This window comes from Paraburkholderia megapolitana (assembly GCF_007556815.1).
Classification (GTDB): Bacteria; Pseudomonadota; Gammaproteobacteria; order Burkholderiales; family Burkholderiaceae; genus Paraburkholderia; species Paraburkholderia megapolitana.
The window spans coordinates 2,070,819-2,092,418 of sequence record NZ_CP041745.1; the positions used below are offsets into that span (position 1 = coordinate 2,070,819).

At 64.3% G+C, this 21,600-nt stretch carries 3 protein-coding genes; all 3 read right to left on the reverse strand.

The genetic code is table 11. From position 1 onward, the window contains the following. Positions 1–6: 6 nt before the first annotated feature. Genes FNZ07_RS22615 through FNZ07_RS22625 form a run of 3 tightly spaced genes read right to left on the reverse strand, consistent with a single transcriptional unit; the run spans position 7 to position 21,262 of the window. Positions 7–13,461, reverse strand: a complete 13,455-nt coding sequence (locus FNZ07_RS22615) for a hybrid non-ribosomal peptide synthetase/type I polyketide synthase (protein WP_091016605.1) — start codon at positions 13,459–13,461, stop codon at positions 7–9. Continuing rightward, positions 13,458–16,793, reverse strand: a complete 3,336-nt coding sequence (locus FNZ07_RS22620; RefSeq protein ID WP_091016607.1) for a type I polyketide synthase — start codon at positions 16,791–16,793, stop codon at positions 13,458–13,460. Before FNZ07_RS22620 ends, FNZ07_RS22615 begins: the two co-directional genes overlap by 4 nt. After that, positions 16,790–21,262 (reverse strand): hybrid fatty acyl-AMP ligase/type I polyketide synthase, encoded by a 4,473-nt coding sequence (locus FNZ07_RS22625; RefSeq protein ID WP_091016609.1) that lies wholly within the window; start codon positions 21,260–21,262, stop codon positions 16,790–16,792. The genes FNZ07_RS22620 and FNZ07_RS22625 overlap by 4 nt, the downstream gene beginning before the upstream one ends. Positions 21,263–21,600 lie beyond the last annotated feature (338 nt).

Genomic DNA, 21,600 nt, shown 5'->3' on the forward strand with positions numbered 1-21,600 from the left:
TGCTCCTTAGAACGCGCTGAGTTCGACGGCAAGCTGGCCGGTCTCGGCACGCAGCGCGCGCTGGCCCAAGGTCAGGTTGCGGATGCGCACTCGCGGGTTGGCGAGCACTTCGTCGACGATCGATGTCAGTTCGCCGGCGAGGTCGTGTACGAGCGACTCGCTGAACAGGCCGCCGTTATAGACGACGCTGATCGCAAGACCCTCGGCGCGCGGCTCGGCGAGGAACCAGAAATGGGTGGCGGCTTCGGCATTCGCGCCCTGCAGGTCGTGGTTCGGCAGCTCGGAGATGCGCACCTGTCCTGCGTAGCGATCGACGGCGTCCTGCCGCTGGTTCTGTAACGTCAAGCCGATATCGAACAGCGGATTGCGTCCCGGCACACGCTTGATATGCAGCTCGTCGATCAGGCGGTCGAGCGGATAAAGCTGGTTGGAGAACGCTTCGATGGTGGTGTCGCGCACGCGACCGAGCAGCGTATCGAAATGATCGTCGCCCGCGACGCGATCGCGCAGCGCGAGCACGTTCAGGTAGGGGCCGACCTGGGACTCGAGTTCGGGTAGTTCGCGGCCCGCAACCGGCGTACCGATTACGATGTCTTCCTGGCCCGAGCGGCGATAGAACAGCGCCTTGATGGCCGACTGCAACGCGATAAACAAGGTGCCGCCATGACGCTTGCCCAGCGCTTCGAGTGCCGTCGTCGTCGCGGCCGGCAGCTCGAACTGCCAGGTCTTCCAGCTCGGTGCGGCAGGTTGCTCGACGTCGCCCGGCAGATCCAGCGCGCGCAGACCGCCACCAAGCCTCGTCAGCCAGTAATCCTTCATGCGCGCGCCTTCCGGCCCGGCGAGCAGCCGGTTCAGCCAGCCGGCGTAGTCCTTGTACTGGATCGACAGTGCGGGTAGCGGATTGTCCTGACGCTGGATGAACGCGTTATAGATCTGCGACAGGTCGTCGAGCAGCACTTCGGTGGACCAGCCGTCGCTGACGATGTGATGCATCGTGCAGATGCAGACGTGACGGATTTCGGAGAGGCGCAGCAGCTTGACGCGGAACAGCGGTCCGGTGGCGAGATCCATCGGGGCGAGCAGTTCGCGCGCTTCGATTGTCTTGACCTGGGCATCGCGATCGGCGGCTTCCTGCAGGTCCACGATCTCGACCGGGAAAGCGGCTTCGCTGGGCGGCAGCACCTGTTGCAGCGGTTGATTGCCTGCGAGGACGAAGCGTGTACGCAGGATTTCGTGGCGTTCGCTGAGCGCGCGGAACGAGCGCACGAGCGCGTCGACGTCGAGCACGCCTTCGAACAGCAGCGAGGCAGGCAATGGGCCACCGGCCTGCGCACCACTGAGGCGATCCTGAACCCACAGCCGTGTCTGGGCCGGCGAGAGTTCGTAATTCGTTTGCGCCGGCAGCGGTGTCACCGGGGCGTAATCGATGGGTTGCGTATGGGCAATGCGTTTCGCGAGGCTTGAAATCGTCGGGTGCGAAAACATGCTGCGGATTTCGAGCTTCACATGCAGATCGCGACGGATGCGCGCGGCGATCTTCGTCGCAGTGATCGAATTGCCGCCCAGTTCGAAGAAATTGGCCGTCGTGCTGATTTGCGTCTTGCCGATCACTTCGCGCCAGATTGCCGTGAGCTGCGCTTCGAGTTCGTTGTCGGGTGCGACGTGGTGCAGATCGCTCTTCGGTTCGGGCAGGCTCGCGCGGTCGAGTTTGCCGTTGGGCAGATGTTCGAACGCAGTGAGAACGACGAACGCGGACGGCACCATGTAATCGGGCAGACGCTGCTGCAGGTGGCCGCGTACTGCGCCGATCAGTTCGGCTTCGGGACGCGCGGACAGCAGCCACGCGACGAGTTTCTCGTCGTCGCCTTCGCCACGTACGGCCACGATCGCTGCATCGACCCACGGGTGCGACGCTAGCGTGGCCTCGATTTCGCCGAGTTCGATACGCAGGCCGCGCAGTTTGATCTGGTGATCGATGCGGCCGAGGAACTCGACATTACCGTCGGGACGGTAGCGCGCGAGATCGCCGGTGCGATAGAGCCGGTCCTGCGGATTGCTCGAGAACGGATCGGCGATGAACTTCGCCGCGCTCAGTTCAGGTTCGCCGTAGTAGCCACGCCCAACCGGCACACCGCCGATCAGCAGTTCGCCCGCGATGCCGACCGGCACCGGCTGCATCTGTGCGTCGACGATGTAGAGGCGCGCATTGGCAATCGGCTTTCCGATCGAGACCGTGCGGTGCACATCGTTGCGCCGGCATTCCCACGCGGTGACGTCGACGGCGGCTTCGGTCGGGCCGTAGAGGTTGTACAGCTGCGCATCCAGACGTTCGAAGAAACGCTGTTGCAGATCGAAGGGCAGGGCCTCGCCGCTGCACACCACGCGCCGCAGCGACGTGCTGCGCTCGACGTCGGATTGATCGAGGAACGCACGCAGCATCGAAGGCACGAAGTGCGCGGTGGTGATCTGCTCGCGCTCGATCAGGTCGATCAGATAGTCGGCCTCGCGCTGGCCACCGGGGCGCGCAAACACGAGGCGGGCACCGGCGATCAGCGGCCAGAAGAATTCCCACACCGATACGTCGAAGCTGAACGGGGTCTTCTGCAGGACGCTATCCTGCGCGTCGAGACCGTACGTGTGCTGCATCCAGACGATGCGGTTGGTCGCGGCACGATGCGTGTTGAGAGCGCCCTTTGGCCTGCCGGTCGAGCCGGAGGTGTAGATCATGTAGGCGAGGTTGTCGCCGGTGAGCGCTGCTGTCGGGTTCGTCGCGGGCGCGGCAGCAATATCCGCTGCATCGCGATCAACCACAATCAATTGCGCCGCGATCTCAGGCAACGCCGGCAGCAGATGCTGCTGCGTCAGGAGCCAGCGCAGTTGCGCGTTGTCGATCATGAAGCGCACGCGATCGGCCGGGTAATCCGGATCGACGGGGACATAGGCGCCGCCTGCCTTGAGCACTGCAAGCAGGGCAACGATCATGTCGAGCGAACGCTCCATCGATACACCGACGAGTGCATCGGGCACGACACCAAGTTCGATAAGACGATGCGCGAGACGATTCGCGCGAACGTTGAGCTCGGCGTAAGTCAGCGAAGCATCCTCGAAGACGGCAGCGATGGCCTCAGGTGTGCGCTCGACCTGCTGCTCGAACAAACGATGCAACGGTTGCCCGGCGGCCGCGCCGAAATCCGTCTCGGTGCGATTCCACTCGACCGTCAGCGTGTCGCGTGCCGCAGCGTCGAGCAACGGCAGCTTCGCCACGGCGGCCGTCGCATCGTCGGCAAGACTCGTCAGCAGTTTCCGGTAGATGCCGAGCAGACGCTGCACGGTGCTCGCTTCGAACAGATCCGTGTTGTAGTCGCAATCGATCAGCAGTTCCTCGCCCGCATCGAGGACGTTGACGTTCAGATCGAAGGCGGTATAGCGGATCAACGGCGCGACCAGATCGAGCTTGAGGCCGGGCAGTTCGGGCAATGCCGACACCGGCTCCAGATTGAATACCACCGATACCAGCGGCGCAGCGTTGAGATCGCGCTGTGCGCCGATTTCGCGGACCAGTTCGGCGAACGGAAAGTCCTGATGATCGAGCGCATCGAGCAAGCTCTGTCGCGTGCCGGCGAGGAAGCTCTTCACGGTGGCATCGTGCGGCAGCGTCGAGCGCAGTGGCAACAAGTGCGTGCAGTAGCCCGCGAGTCGATCGCTCCCGCTCACCGAACGACCGGTCACCGGAATGCCGGTGACGATCCTGTTCTGCCCGGCAATGCGATGCAGGAACAGATTGAAGCCCGCGAGCAGCATCATGTACAGCGTGCAGCCGTTCTTGCGAGCGGCCGTGCGCAGCGATGCCGCTGAGGTTGCGTCCAGATGCAACGAGACGCGCTCGCCATGAAACGCCTTTACCGGGGGCCTGGGATAGTCCAGTGGAAGGTTGAGCGGTTCGGTCTCGTCGGCGCATTGTGCGAGCCAGTACGCGCGATTCGCTTTCATCTCCGGGCTGTTGCGCTGCGCGTCGACCTGCTTCAGGTAATCGCGAAACTGCAGCGGCGCGGCGGCCGGGGCAGCGCCGGCATACGCGAGCGCCAGGTCCTCCAGCAGAATGCCGAACGTGGAGCCGTCGCAGATGATGTGATGCGCGGTCATCACCAGCAGATGACGCTCGCTGTTCACACGCACGAGCGCGGCACGAAACAGCGGGCCGTTCACGAGATCGAATGGCTGACGGCTTTCGCTCTCGCGCCAGGCATCCTGATCCGCGTCGATCAACGGAATCTGCAGCGTCAACGTGGGATGCACGATCTGGCCGGAACCGTCCGGTGTCAACGTCGTGCGCAACGCCTCATGCCGGTCGACCAAACCCTGGACCGCCGCGCGAATGGCCGGCTCGTCGAGCTTGCCGTTCAGTTCGAGCGTGGTGTTGACGTTATAGGCGAGCGAGCCTTCCGGATCGACTTCCGACAGAACCCACAACTGGCGTTGTGCTTCGCTCAGCGCAGCGACCGTGCCGTGCTTCGAGTGCGGCCGGATGAATCCGCCGCGACGCAGGTCGGCGACGCTGTCTTTCACCGCGCGGACGAAGCGGTCGACATCGGCGTCCGAATGCGCGGTCGACAGGAAGCAGGTACGCCATTCCCAGATGTAGATGCCCTTTTCGAGCATGTGATAGAAGAACAGGTCGAGGTTCTCGGTGAACTCGAAGCGGAACATGGAGCCGAACCACGTGACCTTGATCGGCGCTTCGGCTTCCTTGAAGAACGCGTTCAGCGTTTCGGCGATCTGCGCGGTCCGGTCGTTGAGCTTCGCCTGCAGTTCCGGGCCTTCCTGTTCGATATGCTCGAGCACCGACAATGCGGCCGCCATGGCGAGCGGATACTGACAGAACGTGCCGCCGAACGCGGTACGGTCGGCAGCCGGGAACGAGTGATCGCCGTACTCCCACATGCCGCCGTCGATGCAGTCCATGAAGCGTCGCGTGCCGGCGATCACACCAAGCGGCAGACCGCCGCCGATAATCTTCCCGTACGTCGCGAGGTCGGCCTTGATGCCGAAGATGGCCTGCGAGCCACCCGGATGAACGCGGAAGCCCGTGATCATTTCGTCGAAAATCAGCGCGACGCCGGCTTCTTCGGTGATACGGCGCAGTTCCTTGAGGAACGCGACCGGTTGCAGCGACGGGTTACGGCTTTGCACCGGCTCCACCATCACGGCAGCGATCTCCGACGACATCCCGCGGATCGCTTCGAGCGCCGCGTCGGTGCCGTAGTCGAGCAGAACCATGTTCTCGATCGAACCGAACGGCACACCCGGAGCGATGCCTTCCGTGACGCCTTCCGCGTTCGCCGCGGCAAGCGTGCCGTCGGCATGGCCGTGATACGAGTGCGTGAACATCACGATCTTGTCGCGCCCCGTCACCGCACGCGCGAGACGCATCGCGGTCATGACCGCTTCGGTACCCGTGTTCGAGAACGCGACGCGATCGAGACCGGTGACGCGCGCAAAACGTTTCGCCACTTCGCCGACGAGCGCGGAGCGCGCGCCGAGTTCGAGCGGACGTTGCCATTCGCGTGTGACCTGCTTCTCGATGAAGTCCGGCGTATGGCCGAACAGATGCACACCGAAGCCCATCGTGAAGTCGATGTACTCGTTGCCGTCGATATCCCACAGCCGCGAACCAGCCGCGCGATCGCCGACGATCGGATACAGCATTTCCTTGGTCGAGAAGCGGAAACCGACCGTGGCGCGGCTATCGGCCAGCACCGAGCGCGACGCCTGCACCGATTCCTTCGATTTCTTCGTGCGCGTGGTGTAGCGCACGATCAGCGATTCAAGGTGTTCCTGCTGTACGGCGGACAGACCGCGCGCGCGTTGTTCGACGGGGCTACCCCACGGCATCATCGGTTTGCGCGGGGCTTCTGCGGCCGCAGCGGCCGGCGTGGCTTTCGCAACGGGCGCGACCGCTTTCACGGGACTCGGAGCCGGCACAGCAACAGCAGCCTTGAGCACCGTGCTCGCGATGGCTTGCGCGGCGACCGTCTGCCGCACTTCGACGTGGCCCGTCAGGGACGTGCGCAGCAGATCCATCTGCTGGCTCATGACCTGCGACAGCAACTGGTTCTGCTCGCGCAACACGCGTTCCACCGCGGAGCCGCCTTCGGCTGCAGGCAACCCGGTCGGGACGAGCGTGAGTGGTGTTACATGTGCGACCGGCGCAACCACTGCGGTGGACGAAGCTACCTCGACTGCGTCCGCTACCGGTGCAGCCTCGACGGCTTGCACCGCTTCCGGCACCTCTTGCGGCAGGTTGTCGGCGACATATTCGGCCAGCGCTTGCACGGTTGCCAGGTCTTCGAAGAACCGGCGCATGACGAGCTTCACGCCGTACTGCTTTTCGATGTGACGGATCGCTTCGATCAGGATGATCGAGTCGGCGCCCATCTCGAGGAAGGGGAGTTCGATATTGATGCTGGCAGGATCGGCCTGGATCAATTCGCCGATCTTGCCGCGAAGCCATTCGAGAACCTCGGCGCTGCGGTCGATGGGCAGCGGTTCGGCGATGGAGAGTGCGCTTGTCTGAGTCATGGGCTTGTCCGCTTTCTGGATCTGGAACCAGGTACGACTGCGTTGGAAGGGATAGGAAGGCAATGAAACACGCCTGAGCGCAGGCGTTTCGGCAGAGGCCCAGGCGACATTCACGCCGCGGGCATACAGATTCAAAAGAGTTTCAACGAGGGCTTGCTGCTCCACCTGCGGTCGCTGCAGGCTGAGGAACTGGATGCCGGCGTCCGCGGCGCAGCAGGCACGCGCCATATTCGCGAGCACCGGCTTCGGACCGATTTCGACGAGCAGGTTGAAGCCGGCTTCGGCGAGACGCTCGACGCTGCTCGCGAACTGCACCGGCTCGCGGCAGTGACGGCGCCAGTACTCGTCGGTGGGCGCTTCGTCGAGCGCGGTGCCCGTGAGATTGGAATAGAACGGGATTGCCGGAGGATTCGTGTGGACTTCTTTCGCCACGGCCTGGAAGCTGTCCAGCATCGGCTCGACCAGCTGCGAGTGAAACGCGTGCGAGGTGTTGAGCGGTACCGAGCGCACTTCTTGCGCGGCGAACGCTTCGATCACCTTCGCGATGCTCTCGCGCTTGCCGGAGATCACGATGCTGGCGGGACCGTTGACGGCGGCGACGGCGATGTCGTGCGGATACGCTGCGATTGCGCGCTCGACGGTCGCGAGGTCGGTGAAGATCGCCGCCATTTCACCGCCATGCGGCAACGCCTGCATGAGCCGACCGCGCTCGATGATCAGGCGCAGGCCATCTTCCGGCGAGAAGATGCCGGCGGCGCAGGCTGCCGCGTACTCGCCGACGCTGTGTCCCATGACGGCATCGGGCACGACGCCGAACGACGCGAGCAAGGTGGTCAGCGCGAATTGCAGCGAGAACAGCGCGGGCTGGCTGTAGCCGGTCTGATGGATGTCCTCGTTCTGGGCGGACAACACATCGAGCAACGGTTTGGCGAGCAGCGGATCGGCGACAGCGCGGCAGCGGTCGATGGCCGCGCGGAACACGGGGTACGCGTCGTACAGGCGGCGCCCCATGCCGGCGTATTGCGAACCCTGGCCGGTGAACAGGAACGCCATCTTCACCCGCGTGTTCGGTTGTGACGTACCGGTGGGTTCCTTCGTCTGCTTCGCCTGGAAGTCGCGCAGCTTTTCAATCGCGTCTTCGATCGACGACACCGGTAGCGCCAGCCGATGCGCAAAATGCGAGCGGCCCGTCGACGCCGAGAACGCGACCGTCGCGACATCGAGCGCAGGTTCGGCTTCGAGCTGCCGCTGATAGCGCCCAGCGAGCTCGCGCAGTGCCGCGGGCGTCTTCGCCGACAGGACCAGCGGATGCACCTTGTGTCGCGACGGCGTTGCTTGCAGTGCCGGTGCGGGCGCTTCTTCGAGCACCAGGTGAGCGTTGGTGCCGCTCGCGCCGAACGCGCTGACACCGGCTCGCCGCGGTTGGTCGCCAGGCAGCCAGTCGCTGGCTTCGGCGCAGACCTCGATGGGAATCTCGTTCCAGCGCACCAGCGGACTCGGATTACGGAAATGCAGGTGCGCGGGAATGCGGTCGTGGTTTAGCGATAGCACGACCTTGATGACCCCCGCGATACCGGCGGCCGATTCCGTGTGGCCGATGTTCGTTTTTACCGAGCCGACGCGCAGCCGCCGGCTCGCGTCGCGGTCGGGACCGAACACGGTCGCGAGTGCCTGTACTTCGACCGGATCGCCGAGTGGAGTACCGGTGCCGTGCGCTTCCACGTAATCGATGGATGCAGCGGGAATGCCGCCCAGTGCCTTGCGAATGACTTCTTCCTGGGCGCGTCCATTGGGCGCGGTAAAGCCGCTCGACGCACCGTCGTGGTTGACCGCCGAACCGCGAATCACCGCCAGCACGCGATCGCCGGCAGCCTGCGCATCCGACAGACGCTTGAGCACCAGTGCGCCGCAACCTTCGCTGCGTACGAAACCATCCGCGGCCGCATCGAAGGTTTTGCAATGGCCGTCTGGCGCCAGTGCCCGCGTGCGCGAGACGGCGATCGAGTTATCGGGCGAGAGGATCAGATTGACGCCGCCCGCGATCGCGAGATCGCAGTCGCCCGCGCGCAGGTTCTGGCTGGCCGTATGGATCGCCGTCAGCGACGAGGAACAGGCGGTATCGATCGCCATGCTCGGGCCGTGCACACCAAGACCGTAGGAGATGCGACCGGCCGCCGTATTGAGCGGATTGCCGGTAAAGAAGTAACCGTCAATGCCGCTGCCGTCGCCGTTGTTGAGCTGCAGGTTCGCGTAATCGTTGGTGGTGATGCCGACGAAGACACCGGTCCGGCTGCCCTTGAGACTGTCGACCGGAATGCCCGCGTGTTCGAGCGCTTCGTGACTGACTTCGAGCAGCAGGCGCTGCTGCGGGTCCATCGCGGCCGCTTCGCGCGGCGTGATGCGGAAAAATGCCGGGTCGAACTGGTCGACGTCGTCGATAAAGCCACCGGAGCGGCAATACATGCGCCCCGGCGCTTCCGGATCGGCATCGTAGTACGCGTCGATATTCCAGCGCTCGCGCGGCACTTCGGTAATCGCATCGACGCCGTTGCTGAGCAGTTGCCAGTAGGCGTCGAGATCGTGCGCGGCGCCCGGAAAGCGGCAGCTCATACCGACGATCGCGATCGGTTCGGGCGTGCCGGCTTCGCGTGTCGCCGGTGCTTGCGCAATCGGTTGCGTCGACGCGATTGCCGCAGGTGCGACAGGCGCATCGGGTGCGGTGGCCGACGACTGCTCCACGAGGAAATCCGCGAGGGCGTTGACCGTCGGATGATCGAACAGCAGCGCAACCGACAACGCGGTACCCAGCGTTGTTTCAAGTTGCGTGCGCAGGTCGAGCGCCATGATCGAATCCATGCCCATCTCGAAGAAGCCGAGATCGCGGTTCAGCGCCGTCGAGCCGAAGCCGAGCACCTGAGCCACCGCTCGTTCGATGATCTCCGCGAGCAGACGCTTGCGTTCGCGCGGTGATTTGTCGCTCAAGGCGGGCATCGCAAGCGTCTTTGCGGGGGCGGGGGAGGCACCGACCCGCACGCGGTCGAGGAACGGCTTCGGTCCGCGCGCCTCGTAGGAGCCCTGGAACAGCGCGAGATCGATATCGACGACGGCAACCTGCGGCACGAGCGGGAGATGATCGAGCACATCGAGTGCGCGTTCGGCTGCAAGCGTCTTGATACCGACACGCCGCAGCAACGCTTCGGCTTCGGGGAAGGTCATGCCGCCTTGTGCCCACGGTCCCCAGTTCAGGCTCAGGGCCGGCAAGCCGAGGTTGCGGCGATGATGCGCGAGCGCATCGAGGAACCGGTTCGCGGCGCTGTAGTGCGCCTGGTCGCGCGAGCCCCATGCGGAGGCGATCGAAGAAAAGAGAATGAAGAAGTCGAGCGGGAATGGCCCGCTGTGCTGATGGAGCAGCCAGGCGCCGGCTACCTTCGGCTGCAGCACGGCTTCGAGTTCCTCGCGCTCGACCTGCAGGATCGGCTTGTAGCCAATGACACCGGCCGCATGCACGATGCCGCGCAGCGGCACACCTTCGCGCTGGAGCGCGGCGAAGAAAGCTTCGACAGCGGTGGAGTCGGCGATATCGAGGCGCTCGCAACGCACGGTCACGTTCTGGTCGTGCAGTTCGGCAATCGCGCGCTGGCTTTCCTCGCTACCCGCGCCTTGCCTGCCGACCAGGATCAGGGTGCCCGCGCCGTGCGCGGCCAGCCATCTGGCGGTGTGCAATCCAAGTGCGCCGAAGCCACCGGTGATCAGATACGCCGCTTCCGGGTCGATCTGTAGCGCGCTTGTTTCGGCTTGAGCGAGCTGGCTCAATCGTGCGACATAGCGCGCGTCGTGCCGCAGGGCGACCTGTTCTTCGCGACTCTCGCCGAGCACTTCCTGCAGCAGCGTTTGTGTTTCGTTCTCCGGTGCAGCCGGATCGAGATCGATGGCGGTGCCGAACAATTCCGGATGCTCGATCATCGCGCCGCGAGCAAGCCCCACCAGCGCGGACTGCGCGAGCCCCGATACGAGCGGCGCTTCGCCGGCTTCGACCGCGTCGCGCGTGACCACCCAGATCTTCGGGCGGGTTTGCGGCGCCCACTCGCGCTCGCTACCACCCAGTGCGCGCACGAGATGCAGGAAGGCCGTCGACATGCGCGCCGCACCGACCACTTCGTCGAGCGCCCACAGGAAGACGATGCGCTGTCCTGGGACCGCTGCGTCCTTCAGCAAGCGGACGAAATGCTCAGCCTTCGCAGGATCGACGTACCAGGCGCCGTCTTTGCGCTCGCCGTATTTGCTGCCAGGGCGAACCAGCGAGCAGGACGCGCCACGCTCGCGCAGCAGCGTCGCAAAGCGCTCGCCGACACCGCTCTCATCCGCGAAGATCAACCACGAAGAGGGCTCGCCAGCGAACTCGGCCACCGGCAGTGCGGCTTGCTGTTCCCACACCACGTGATAAAGCGGATTTGCATCCGACGAAGCAGCGGTTTCAGTCGGAGCGAAGGCGGTCTGCAACAACTCCGGGAACGTGGCCAGCAACTCGTCCGAATACTTGCCGGACTTCTTCAGTTGCCGCAGCGCTTCCTGGATGCTGGCGGCATCCATACCGACGGTCGGCGACTGGGTTTCACCAAGACTGAAACGTTGCCGTTCGAACGGATAATTCGGCAGGTTCGTGACGGGTTGGGCGGACGTCGGGAACAACGCGCTCCAGTCGAAGTGCCAGCCTTGCACGTAGAGGCTCGCAATGGCCTGCTCCAGGGCGGAGCCGGAGCAGGGCGCCGGTAACCAGCCATCGGCGGCGGCGAGTTCTTCGGCCCTGCGCGGCGCTTCGCTCTGACTCGACGAAGCGGCATGCTGCAACCAGTACTGCGGATTCGTGGCCTCGTCGGTTACCTCGGCGCCGGAATGCGCGGAGATCAGGCGGACAGAGGGACGCGTAAGCGCGATGTCCTGAAGCGTTGCGCGCAGCGCCTCGGGATCCGATCGCACGGCGACCAGACGCAGCGCGTCGGCAACGCTCATGACACCCGCGACGCAAGCCGCGACATAGGCGCCGATGCCATGACCCGATAAGACGTACGGCTGAATACCCCACGCCTTCCACAACTCCGCCCAGGCGAAGTCGATGGCAAAGCGGCCCGCGTCGGTATCGAGTGCGCTCAGCGGGACCGCGCAACGATCGAAGGCTGCGCGGAAATGCGACTCGGTTGCGTGGAGTTCGCGCGCGATATCTGCGACACCCGGTTCCTGCGAGTCGAAGCCGAAGCTGAAGCCCATGCGCGAAGCTTTAGCGGTACGCGCGGCATCGGTCGCGATCTGTTTCACACCCGACGATGTCCACGCCGCACGGAACGGATAGTGACTACGTCCTGTGGCCGCCGCGCGACTGATCGCGGACAACTCCTGCGGCGCTGCGCTCGCGAGCACGCTCTCGTAGCGTCGTACCAGTGCGCTCAGCGCCGTCTCCGATCTGGCCGACAGCAGCAGAACTGCTCGCTGCGCATCGTGCGCGCTAGCGACAGGCGGTTCCTCGATGATGGCGTGAGCATTCGTGCCGCTAAATCCAAACGCGCTTAGCCCTGCGACCCGCTTGCGTTCGCCGCGCTGCCACGTAACCGGATCGGCGGCGACGCGGATAGGGATGTCCTGCCACGGCGTGTGTGGGTTCGGCTGCCTGAAATGCAGATGCGCGGGAATCCGGTCGTGCTCGAACGACAGCAGGACCTTGATCAGCCCCGCGATGCCGGACGCCGATTCCAGATGCCCGATATTGGTCTTGACCGAACCGATCATGAGCGGATCGGCGGCCGCGCGTCCCGGTCCATAAACGCCGGCCAGTGCTTCGACCTCGATCGGATCGCCGAGCGACGTGCCGGTGCCGTGCGCTTCCACGTAGGAGATGTCGCCCGGCGTGAGGCCAGCCTGATTCAGCGCGCGACGGATCACACGCTCTTGCGAATCGCGGCTCGGAACGGTCAGTCCGCCGCCCGCACCGCCCTGATCGACGGCTGTGCCGCGCACGATGCCGAGCACACGGTCGCCGTCGGCGAGCGCGTCGGAGAGGCGCTTGAGCACCACCATGCCGCAGCCTTCGCCGCGTACGTAGCCGTCCGCGGATGCATCGAAGGTCTTGCAGTGCCCATCCGGCGACAGCATGCGAGCCTGCGAGAAACTGATCATGACCTCGGGCGAGAGCATGAGATTGACGCCGCCCGCGAGCGCCATGTTGCTTTCGCGCGAACGCAGGCTCTCGCACGCCAGGTGCAGGCAGACCAGCGACGACGAGCACGCGGTATCGATAGCCATGCTGGGGCCGGTAAGACCGAGCACGAACGACAGTCGGCCCGCGGCCATGTTCAATGCGCTACCGGTGCCCGCGTAGCTGCTCGACGGCGTCGACGCGCTGGACACCTGGATCGCATGATCGAAGCAGGTGATGCCGACGTACACGCCGGTGGGCGATTGCCTGAAGCGCTCGGGCGCGAGATGGGCGTTTTCGAGCGCTTCCCAGGCCACTTCGAGCAGCAGGCGTTGCTGCGGGTCCAGATACGTCGCTTCGCGCGGCGCAATGCCGAAGAACGCGGCGTCGAATTCATCGACGCGTTCGATAAACGCGCCGTGGCGAGTCGCCATCTTGCCGGGCGTAGCGGGGTCCGCATCGTAGTAACGATCGATGTCCCAGCGCTCGCGCGGCACTTCGGTGACGGCATCGCGGGCGTTATCGAGCAGTTGCCAGAACGCATCCGGCGTATCGCTCGCGCCCGGAAAACGGCAGGCCATACCGATGACGGCGATCGGCTCGTTACGATCCGAGCGCAGAGCCGCGATTTCCGCGCGCCGCAGGCGCAGTTCGTCGAGCGCGGCTTTCAGCGCAGTGGTGGCTTTGGAGTTCATTGGGCGCCGATCTCCTGGGCAATCAGTTCGGACAGTTCGTCCTCACTGAGGTCTTCGTCGGAGGCTTCCTCGACAACAGCAGCAGGCAGCGACGGCGACAGTTCGTTGAGGATGTACTGGGCCAGCGATTGCAAATTCGGGTAGGAGAAGAACAGCGTGGCGCGGAACGGTCTGCCGAACACCTTCGTGATCCGGTCGGTCAGTTCGAGCGCGATCAGCGAATCGAGACCGAGATCGAACAGCGATTGGCCCGGCGGAATCGCATCGGGACGCGACAGCCGCAGCGTCTTGACGAGCATCTGCGAGAGCGTGCTCGTGACCAGTTCGAGCCGCTCGCGCGGCGCGCATGACTTGAGCTGACCGAGCAATTCCGTTTCTTGCTGCGCCGGCTGTGCGGCCGGTTGCGCGAGTTCGGAGAAGAGCGCCGACTGCGCGGCTGGTGCATCGACGCGGAACAACGTCGGCCAGTCGATCCTCGCAACGCCTGACTGGGCGACGCCTGACGCCATCAATCGTTCGAGTGCCGCAATGGCCAACTCGGGCGGCAACGGCGTGACGCCGAATCCGGCGAGCTGTTCGTGCGCGCGACGTCCGTAGTCGGTGGCGGCGTGGCCGATCTCGGCCCATGGTCCCCAGTTGACGCTGAGCCCCGGTTTTCCCTGCGCGCGACGGTGATGTGCGAGCGCGTCGAGGAAGCCATTCGCGGCGGCGTAGTTGCCCTGGCCCGGCATCGTGAGCAGCGAGGCCATCGAGGAGAACAGGACGAAGTGGTCGAGCGGCAGGTCGGCAGTCAGCTCGTGCAGGTACCACGCACCGTCGGCCTTGCCGCTACCGGCGCGGTGGAAAAAGTCGTCGTCCTGGCGCGTGAGCAGCGCATCGTCGAGCGCGCCGGCCAGATGGAACACGCCCTTGAGCGGCGGCATCGAGCGAGCGATCTCGTCGATCGCCGCGGCGACTTCTTCGCGCTGCGACAGATCGGCGCGCACGACATGCGCGTCGAGCGTGCGCAGAATTTTTTCGGCCGCGGGCTTCGGCTCGCCGCGCCCGAGCAGCACGACTTTGCCGGCGCCGTTCGCGGTGAGCCAGGAAGCGAGCCGCAAACCGAGGCCGCCGAGGCCGCCGGTTACCAGGTAGGTCGCATCGCTGTGGAACCGGATCGGGCGGTGACTGACGAACTCGCGATCGTCGCGGGCGATACGCGCAACGTAACGCTGTCCGTGGCGGAACGCGATCATGTCTTCGCGGCCGGCAGCCTGAAGCGTTTCCACGATGTGCGTGGCGGACTGCTGCGCGGGATCGAGGTCGATCAGTCCACCCCACATCGCGGTGTGCTCGACGGCGATCGCACGGCCCAGACCCCACAGCGGGGCTTGTGACACAGCCGTCGCTTCGCCGTCGAGTATCGGCATCGCGCCCGACGTCACCAGCCACAGACGCGTTTGCCGCGCTGCCGCGTCACCCGATGCGAGCGTTCTGACCAGGTGCAGCACACTCATGCTGACATGTTTTCTCGTCGCGCTGTCGGCAAGCGCGAGATCGAGACTCCAGAGATGCAGGATGCCCTTTAACGGCCGGTCGAGTGCGGGTAGGGCGAGTGTTTCATCGACGTAGTGCAACGAGCACGTATTGCCGGTGCCTTCGAGCAACGCCGCGGCTTTTTTAGCAACGCCACCGCGATCCGCGAAGATCAGCCATTCGCCGGCCGCAGTCGCAGCTGCGCTGGCGGTTGTCGCCTCCGCACTCGACGCTCTCCAGACACGTTGATACAGCAGAGGCGCAAACTCATGACGCTCGACCGGCTGCGCGGAATGTACATGCTGCAACCGCAGCGCGTCGATTTCGATCAGCAGTTTCCCGGCGATGTCATAGACGCGGATATCGCCTTCGAGCGTGCCCTGTGCGGTCGATTGGCGCAGCGTGGCATGACTCCATGCATCGGGCGCCGACGGTTGATGATGAACACGTACTGCACCGATCGAGCTCGGCAGATAGATGCCGTTCGCGTCCAGCGCGTCGGTATCGATAGCGGCGGCGAGCACGCGGCTGCAGGCGTCGAGAAACGCGGGATGGACTTCGTATTGCGACGATGCGAGCGCATCGATGGGCAGACTGATTTTTCCGAGCGCTTCCCCGGCACTGCGCCAGATCTGTTCGATTGCATGGAACACGCCGTCGATCTGCACGCCGTGTTGCTGGATTTCGCCATTGAAGTCCGCGCCCGACACGATATCGGTGCAGCGAGCCTGCACCGGAGCCGGGTCGAACTTGCCCTGAGGAACGACACGCTTTGGCGCGCACATCTCGCGCAGCCGGAGCAAATGCGGCAGATTGCCGAGGATCAGATCCGCCGACGGACCGAAGTCGAGCAGACACGCCACTTCATCGACACCGATCGATTCCAGATCGCGCACCAGCTCGACACCGGTTTCCGGCGTACCGATCAGCCCACGCGATTGCGCGAAGCGTTCATAGAGAAAATTGACGAACTCGTCCAGTTCGCGCGCGCCCATGCTGCGCACGTCCACGGTCTGACCGCGGCTTTGCGCGAGTCCATTCAACAGACCGATATTGCTGCGGATGTAGTTGCAGAACGGCGCGCGTGCCTGCTCGCGCACGAGCACCGGGTCTGCGCCGACAAACGTGTGCAGCATCACCGAGACGATGCCGGTGGCCGGATCGAAGCCGTGCTGCGCGCGTGCTTCGCGGTAGAGCTTGATCTTGTGCGCGAGCTGATCGCGATCCTGATCGAGCACGTGGGTCAGCAGGTTCGCGCCGACTTCACCGGCGCGCGCGAACGTCTGCGGATTGCCAGCGGCAGTCACCCAGACCGGCAGCTCCGGTTGCACGGGCGTCGGATAGATCCGCAACTGCACCGGTTTGCCATTGCCGTTTTGCGCGTCGAGCATGCCGCCGCGCCACAGATGCTGAACCGCACGCATATTGGTCAGCATTTCGTCCTGCCGGGTCGCGTACTTCTCCGGGCAGAACACGAAGTCGTCGGGATTCCATCCCGAGGCGAACGAAATGCCCACGCGACCGTTCGAGAGGTTGTCCACCATCGACCACTCTTCCGCGATCCGGATCGGGTTGTGCAACGCGGCGACCACGCTGCCCGCGAGCAGTTTCACGCGTTTGGTGGAAGCGGCGAGCGCGGCATGCAGGACCGCGGGATTCGGGTACAGCGAGCCGAACTCGGTGAAATGGCGCTCCGGTACCCAGACGCTGGAAAAGCCGTTCGCATCGGCGAAGCGGGCGCTTTCCATGACCAGTTGGTATTTGTTGCCGGACAACGCCTCTTCACTGCTGGCGAAGAACATCAAGCCGAACTTCATACGTGGCTCCGATCCGATTCGTGAATTTCGGCGCTGGCGCACATCTGCCATTGCGCGGCAGCACCTGTGTCCTCGATCCGGTGATAGACGGCAAACGAAAACGGTCCGAAGGACTCGCGGCTCAGCACGGTCTGCACGGTGTGCGATTCATGTTCGCGCAGCGACAACGGCGCGTGCAGCGCGAGGTCTTTCAGCGTGGTGTGACTGGCGGAACCGATCTGCGAGGTGGCCGCCAGCGCCATTTCCACATAGGCGGAATAGGGCAGGACAGGCGCCCCCTTGATGCGGTGACCGCTGAGGAACGTGGTGGCCGGTGCGTCGAAACGCGATTCCCAGGTCCATGTCGTGGGCAAATGGGCCTGCTGTTCCATGAGGCGGCCGAGCAGCGGATGTTGCGGCTCGCGTGGCGTGATCCAGAAGCGACGACGCTCGAACGGGTAGGTCGGCAGGGCGAGCCGCCGGCGCGGGTGGTCCTGCTCGAAGGCGTTCCAGTCGATGGTTGCGCCGTGCACGTAGAGCTCGCCGAGCTTGTGCAGGATGGCGTCCCATGTGCCCGCCTGTGCGCCGATCTCGATGACGATGTTTTGAGTGGCTGCTGTGCTGCTTTCTGGCGTTTGCGGCACGTCTGTGAACGACGCTGCGGCACGTTGTCCAGCGCCTGCGCTACTGATGGCGTCCGGTGCGATGCCGAAAGAGATCCACAGTTGTGCGAGCGCCTGCTGGAACGCTACGTACAGTGCGTTGGGCGCGGCGAGTTCCGGCGCCTCGCAGTGCCGGTGCAGCAAGGCGCGGAACGTTGGGCTGACCGACAGCAGCTGTCGAACGGCTTCAGCGCTCGCACCGTCGTCGGTTGCGAAGTGGAACGTTACCGAAGGCGGGGTTTCGGTGGCGGCACTTGCCGCGAGCGCATCCAGTTGCGCTCGCAACGTGTCGCGACTCGATGCGACGATGGCGCCACGCCGCGCGAAGTGTGTGCGTCCGGTGTTGGTGGTGAACGCGAAATCCTGCACACAGACTTGAGGATTCGCGTCGAGATACGCCGCGTAGGACGCTGCCAGCGTTTGCAATGCTTCGGGCGTGCGCGCGGAAAGCGTCACGAGGCTCGCCACCGACGTCGTCGTCGAATCGGCTTCGATCTCTTCTATCGGCCGCGGCGCTTCCGACAGGATCACGTGCGCATTGGTGCCGCCGAACCCGAACGAACTCACACCGGCAATACGCGGCGCGTGTTCCGAATGCCACGGCGTGACCTGCTGCGGGATCCGGAACGGCGTGTTGTCGAGCGCGATGTGCGGATTGAGCGTGCGGTAGTGGAGATTCGGCGGAATCTCGCGATGATGCAGCGTAAGCGCGGTCTTGATCAGACTGGCGATACCCGCCGCCGACTCCAGATGCCCGATGTTGGTCTTGACCGAGCCGATCCAGCAGACCTCGTCCGGCCGACGCGACTCGCTCAGCACAGCTGTCAGCGAGTTCAGTTCGATCGGATCGCCGAGCGGCGTGCCGGTACCGTGCGCCTCGACATAGCCGATGTCCTGCGGTCGTACGCCGGCATCGTGCTGCGCGCTGCGAATCACGGCTTGCTGGGCCGGGCCGTTCGGCGCGGTCAGGCCATTGCTGCGCCCGTCCTGGTTTACCGCGGAGCCGCGGATCACGGCGAAAACCGTGTCGCCGTTCGCGAGCGCGTCGTCGAGACGCTTGAGCAACACCATGCCGACACCTTCGCCGCGCACGTAGCCGTTCGCTGACGCGTCGAACGCCTTGCATCGGCCGTCGGGCGAGAGCATGCCCGATTGCGTGAACGAGGCGCTTAGTTGCGGCGCGAGAATCAGATTGGCGCCGCCGGCCAGCGCGGCGTCGCACTCGCCGCGCAGCAACGCGCGGCATGCCTGATGAACGGCCACGAGCGACGACGAACACGCGGTATCGACGGCCCAGCTCGGGCCGCGCAGATCGAGTGTGTAGGAAATGCGGTTAGCGGCCACGCTGAGCGCGTTGCCGGTCGCGACATAGGGGCCGACATCCGCGGCTTCCTGCTGCGCGAGACGGATGTAGTCCGTATTGCTGATGCCAACGATCACGGCAGTCTGTGCGCCTGCGAGATCCCGGGGGGCGGTTCCCGCGTGCTCGAGCGTTTCCCACGCGACTTCCAGCAGCAGGCGCTGCTGCGGGTCCATCGTCTCGGCTTCGCGGGCGCTGATGCCGAAGAACTCGGCATCGAACTGGTCGATCTGGTCCAGTAGCCCGGTGGTCGGCAGGTTGTCGGCGCGCTTCTTCGAGGCGCCGACTGCATCGCGGCCTTCCTGTAGCAGTTGCCAGAATTCCGCGGGGTTATTCGCACCAGGGAAACGGCAGCCCATGCCGACGATCGCGATATCGGGCCGCGTTCCGGTAGAGGTGGAGGCGCTGTCCGACGAATCGTTCGTGGTGCCGCTCAAATGGCGGGCGAGGATCGAGATGCTCGGAAAATCGTAGACAACGGTAGGGGCGATCGGTACGCCAAGCCAGTCCTGCAACTCGCCGGACAATGCGATGGCGTCCTTCGATTCGAGCCCGTAAGCGCTGAACGGCGCATCGGGGTCGATGGCGGCGGGCGCGATTCCGGCGAGCCGCGAGACATGCTCGATGAACCATTGCACGAGGGTTTTGCTGTCGCGCGTGGTGACTGGAGAAGCTGCGAGGGTTGCAGCGGTTGCTGTAGTTGCTGACGCAACGGCCGCAGGTTGCACATGCTCCGCGGCAAACGAACGGCGCCACTCGCCCGCGATAGCGAGACCCTGTCCGCTCAGGAACGCGTCGCGCGTCCGGCGCCTTTGAATCTTGCCGCTGGAAGTCCGCAGGATCGTAGCGGGCCGCAACAGGACCGCCGCGTACAGATCGACGTCATGCACTTCGGCAAGCGTGCGGCGGATTTCGGCGGCGACCGCTTCCGCGTTCAACGTGTTGAGCGCTTCGCGACGCACTTCGCACGCAATGACCACCCGCTCGACGTTATCGACATTGATCGAGAACGCAGCCGATGCGCTCGGCGTCAGAGCAGGGTGACAGGCTTCCGCCGATTGCTCGAGATCCTGCGGATAGTGATTGCGCCCGGCGACGATGATCAGGTCTTTCAACCGACCGGTGACGAAGAGATCCTCGCCGTCGACAAAACCGAGATCGCCGGTGCGCATATAGGCCGAGTCGTCGTCGCTGAGCTTCGCGCGAAACGTGTGTTCGGTTTCCTCGGCCCGGTTCCAGTAGCCGACGCCGACGCTCGGACCGCTCAACCAGATTTCACCAATCTGCCCGGGCGCGCAGCGCACACCGCTATCGGCGTTCACGATGCGCAAGCGGTGTTCCGCCCAGACACGGCCGCAGGAAACCAGCGCATGCACCTTGCCCTGAGTGCTTTTCGTCGCGACACCCTGGGCGAGATCGTCGGCGTCGAAGTCCACGACGAGGGGCCGCGAGCGTGCCGGTTGACCTGAGATGAATAACGTTGCTTCGGCCATCCCGTACACCGGCCGCATGGTTTCCGCCTCGAAGCCGCACGAGGCGAATGCCTGCGCAAACCGCGCCACGGTTTCGGCGCGCACCGGTTCGGCACCGTTGAATGCCACTCGCCAGCTGCTCAGATCGAGTTGCGCTTTGGCTTCGTCGGACACTTTGCGTGCGCACAGGTCATAGGCAAAATCCGGCGCGGCGCAGTGCGTGCCGCGATACTTCGTGATCGCGTTCAGCCAGCGGACCGGTTTCTGCACGAACGCCGCCGGCGCCATCAACACCGACAGCACACCGAGATAGATCGGCAGCAGCACCTTGCCGAAGAAACCCATGTCGTGGAACACGGGCAGCCAGCTCACGAACACGGTCGACGCGTCGCAATCGTTGGCCTCGGTGATGACTTCGACATTGCTCAGGATGTTCGCGTGACTGATCATCACGCCTTTGGGCGTACCCGTGGAGCCCGACGTGTATTGCAGCAGCGCCAGCGTTTGCGGTGTGATCTCCGGTTCGCGCCACTGCTCGAGCGGTGCATCGAACCCGTCATCGGTCGCGAGGATTTTCAGTTCGAGCGTTTCCGAATAGCCATCCGCGCGATGCTCCATACCATCGAGCGTCGCCGCGTCGGTCAGCGCGACGATCGGCGTGGCATCGGTGACGATGGACTTGAGACGGTCGGCGGGACGATTCTTGCGCGGCGGATAGGCGGGCACACCGATCAATCCGGCATACAGGCACCCAACCCACGCGCTGATGAACTCCAGTCCAGGCGGATACACCAGCAGGACACGATCGCCCGGTTGTGCCATGCCTTGCAGTCGCGCGGCGATGCCGCGCGCACGCCTGTCGAGATCGCCGAACGTGAGACGCGCTAATTCGGATTCGCCGTTATCGAGAAAAATAAACGCTGTCTGGTCCGACGCGTTATTGCCGCGAAACCGCAGTAATTCCGTAACAGTTCTGAATTTTCTGTCGGGAAACATGCTGAACCTTTGTTGTAGGCTGAGCGTTGATTTGAATGCACGCTACCGTTGAAGTCACGCGCGGTTTTTCCGACGGGCGATGACAGGTCGTCTTGCGAGCATGTGTCAGGCGCAGATTGCGTTTGCTATCGTGCCGCCGTCTTGCACGGGGCCGATTTTCCTGTAGAAATTAGAGCATCTCGACAACACGATGTCTGCACCGGAAATGCGGGACAACGCGTCGGGTTCGTTGGTCTTTTCGGAAATTAATCGCGTGAATAGAGGAACAGGGTTTTCCATTAAATATCGATCAAGCATGCTAGCTATGCGGCATATGACGGTTTATTGAATTGCGCTCA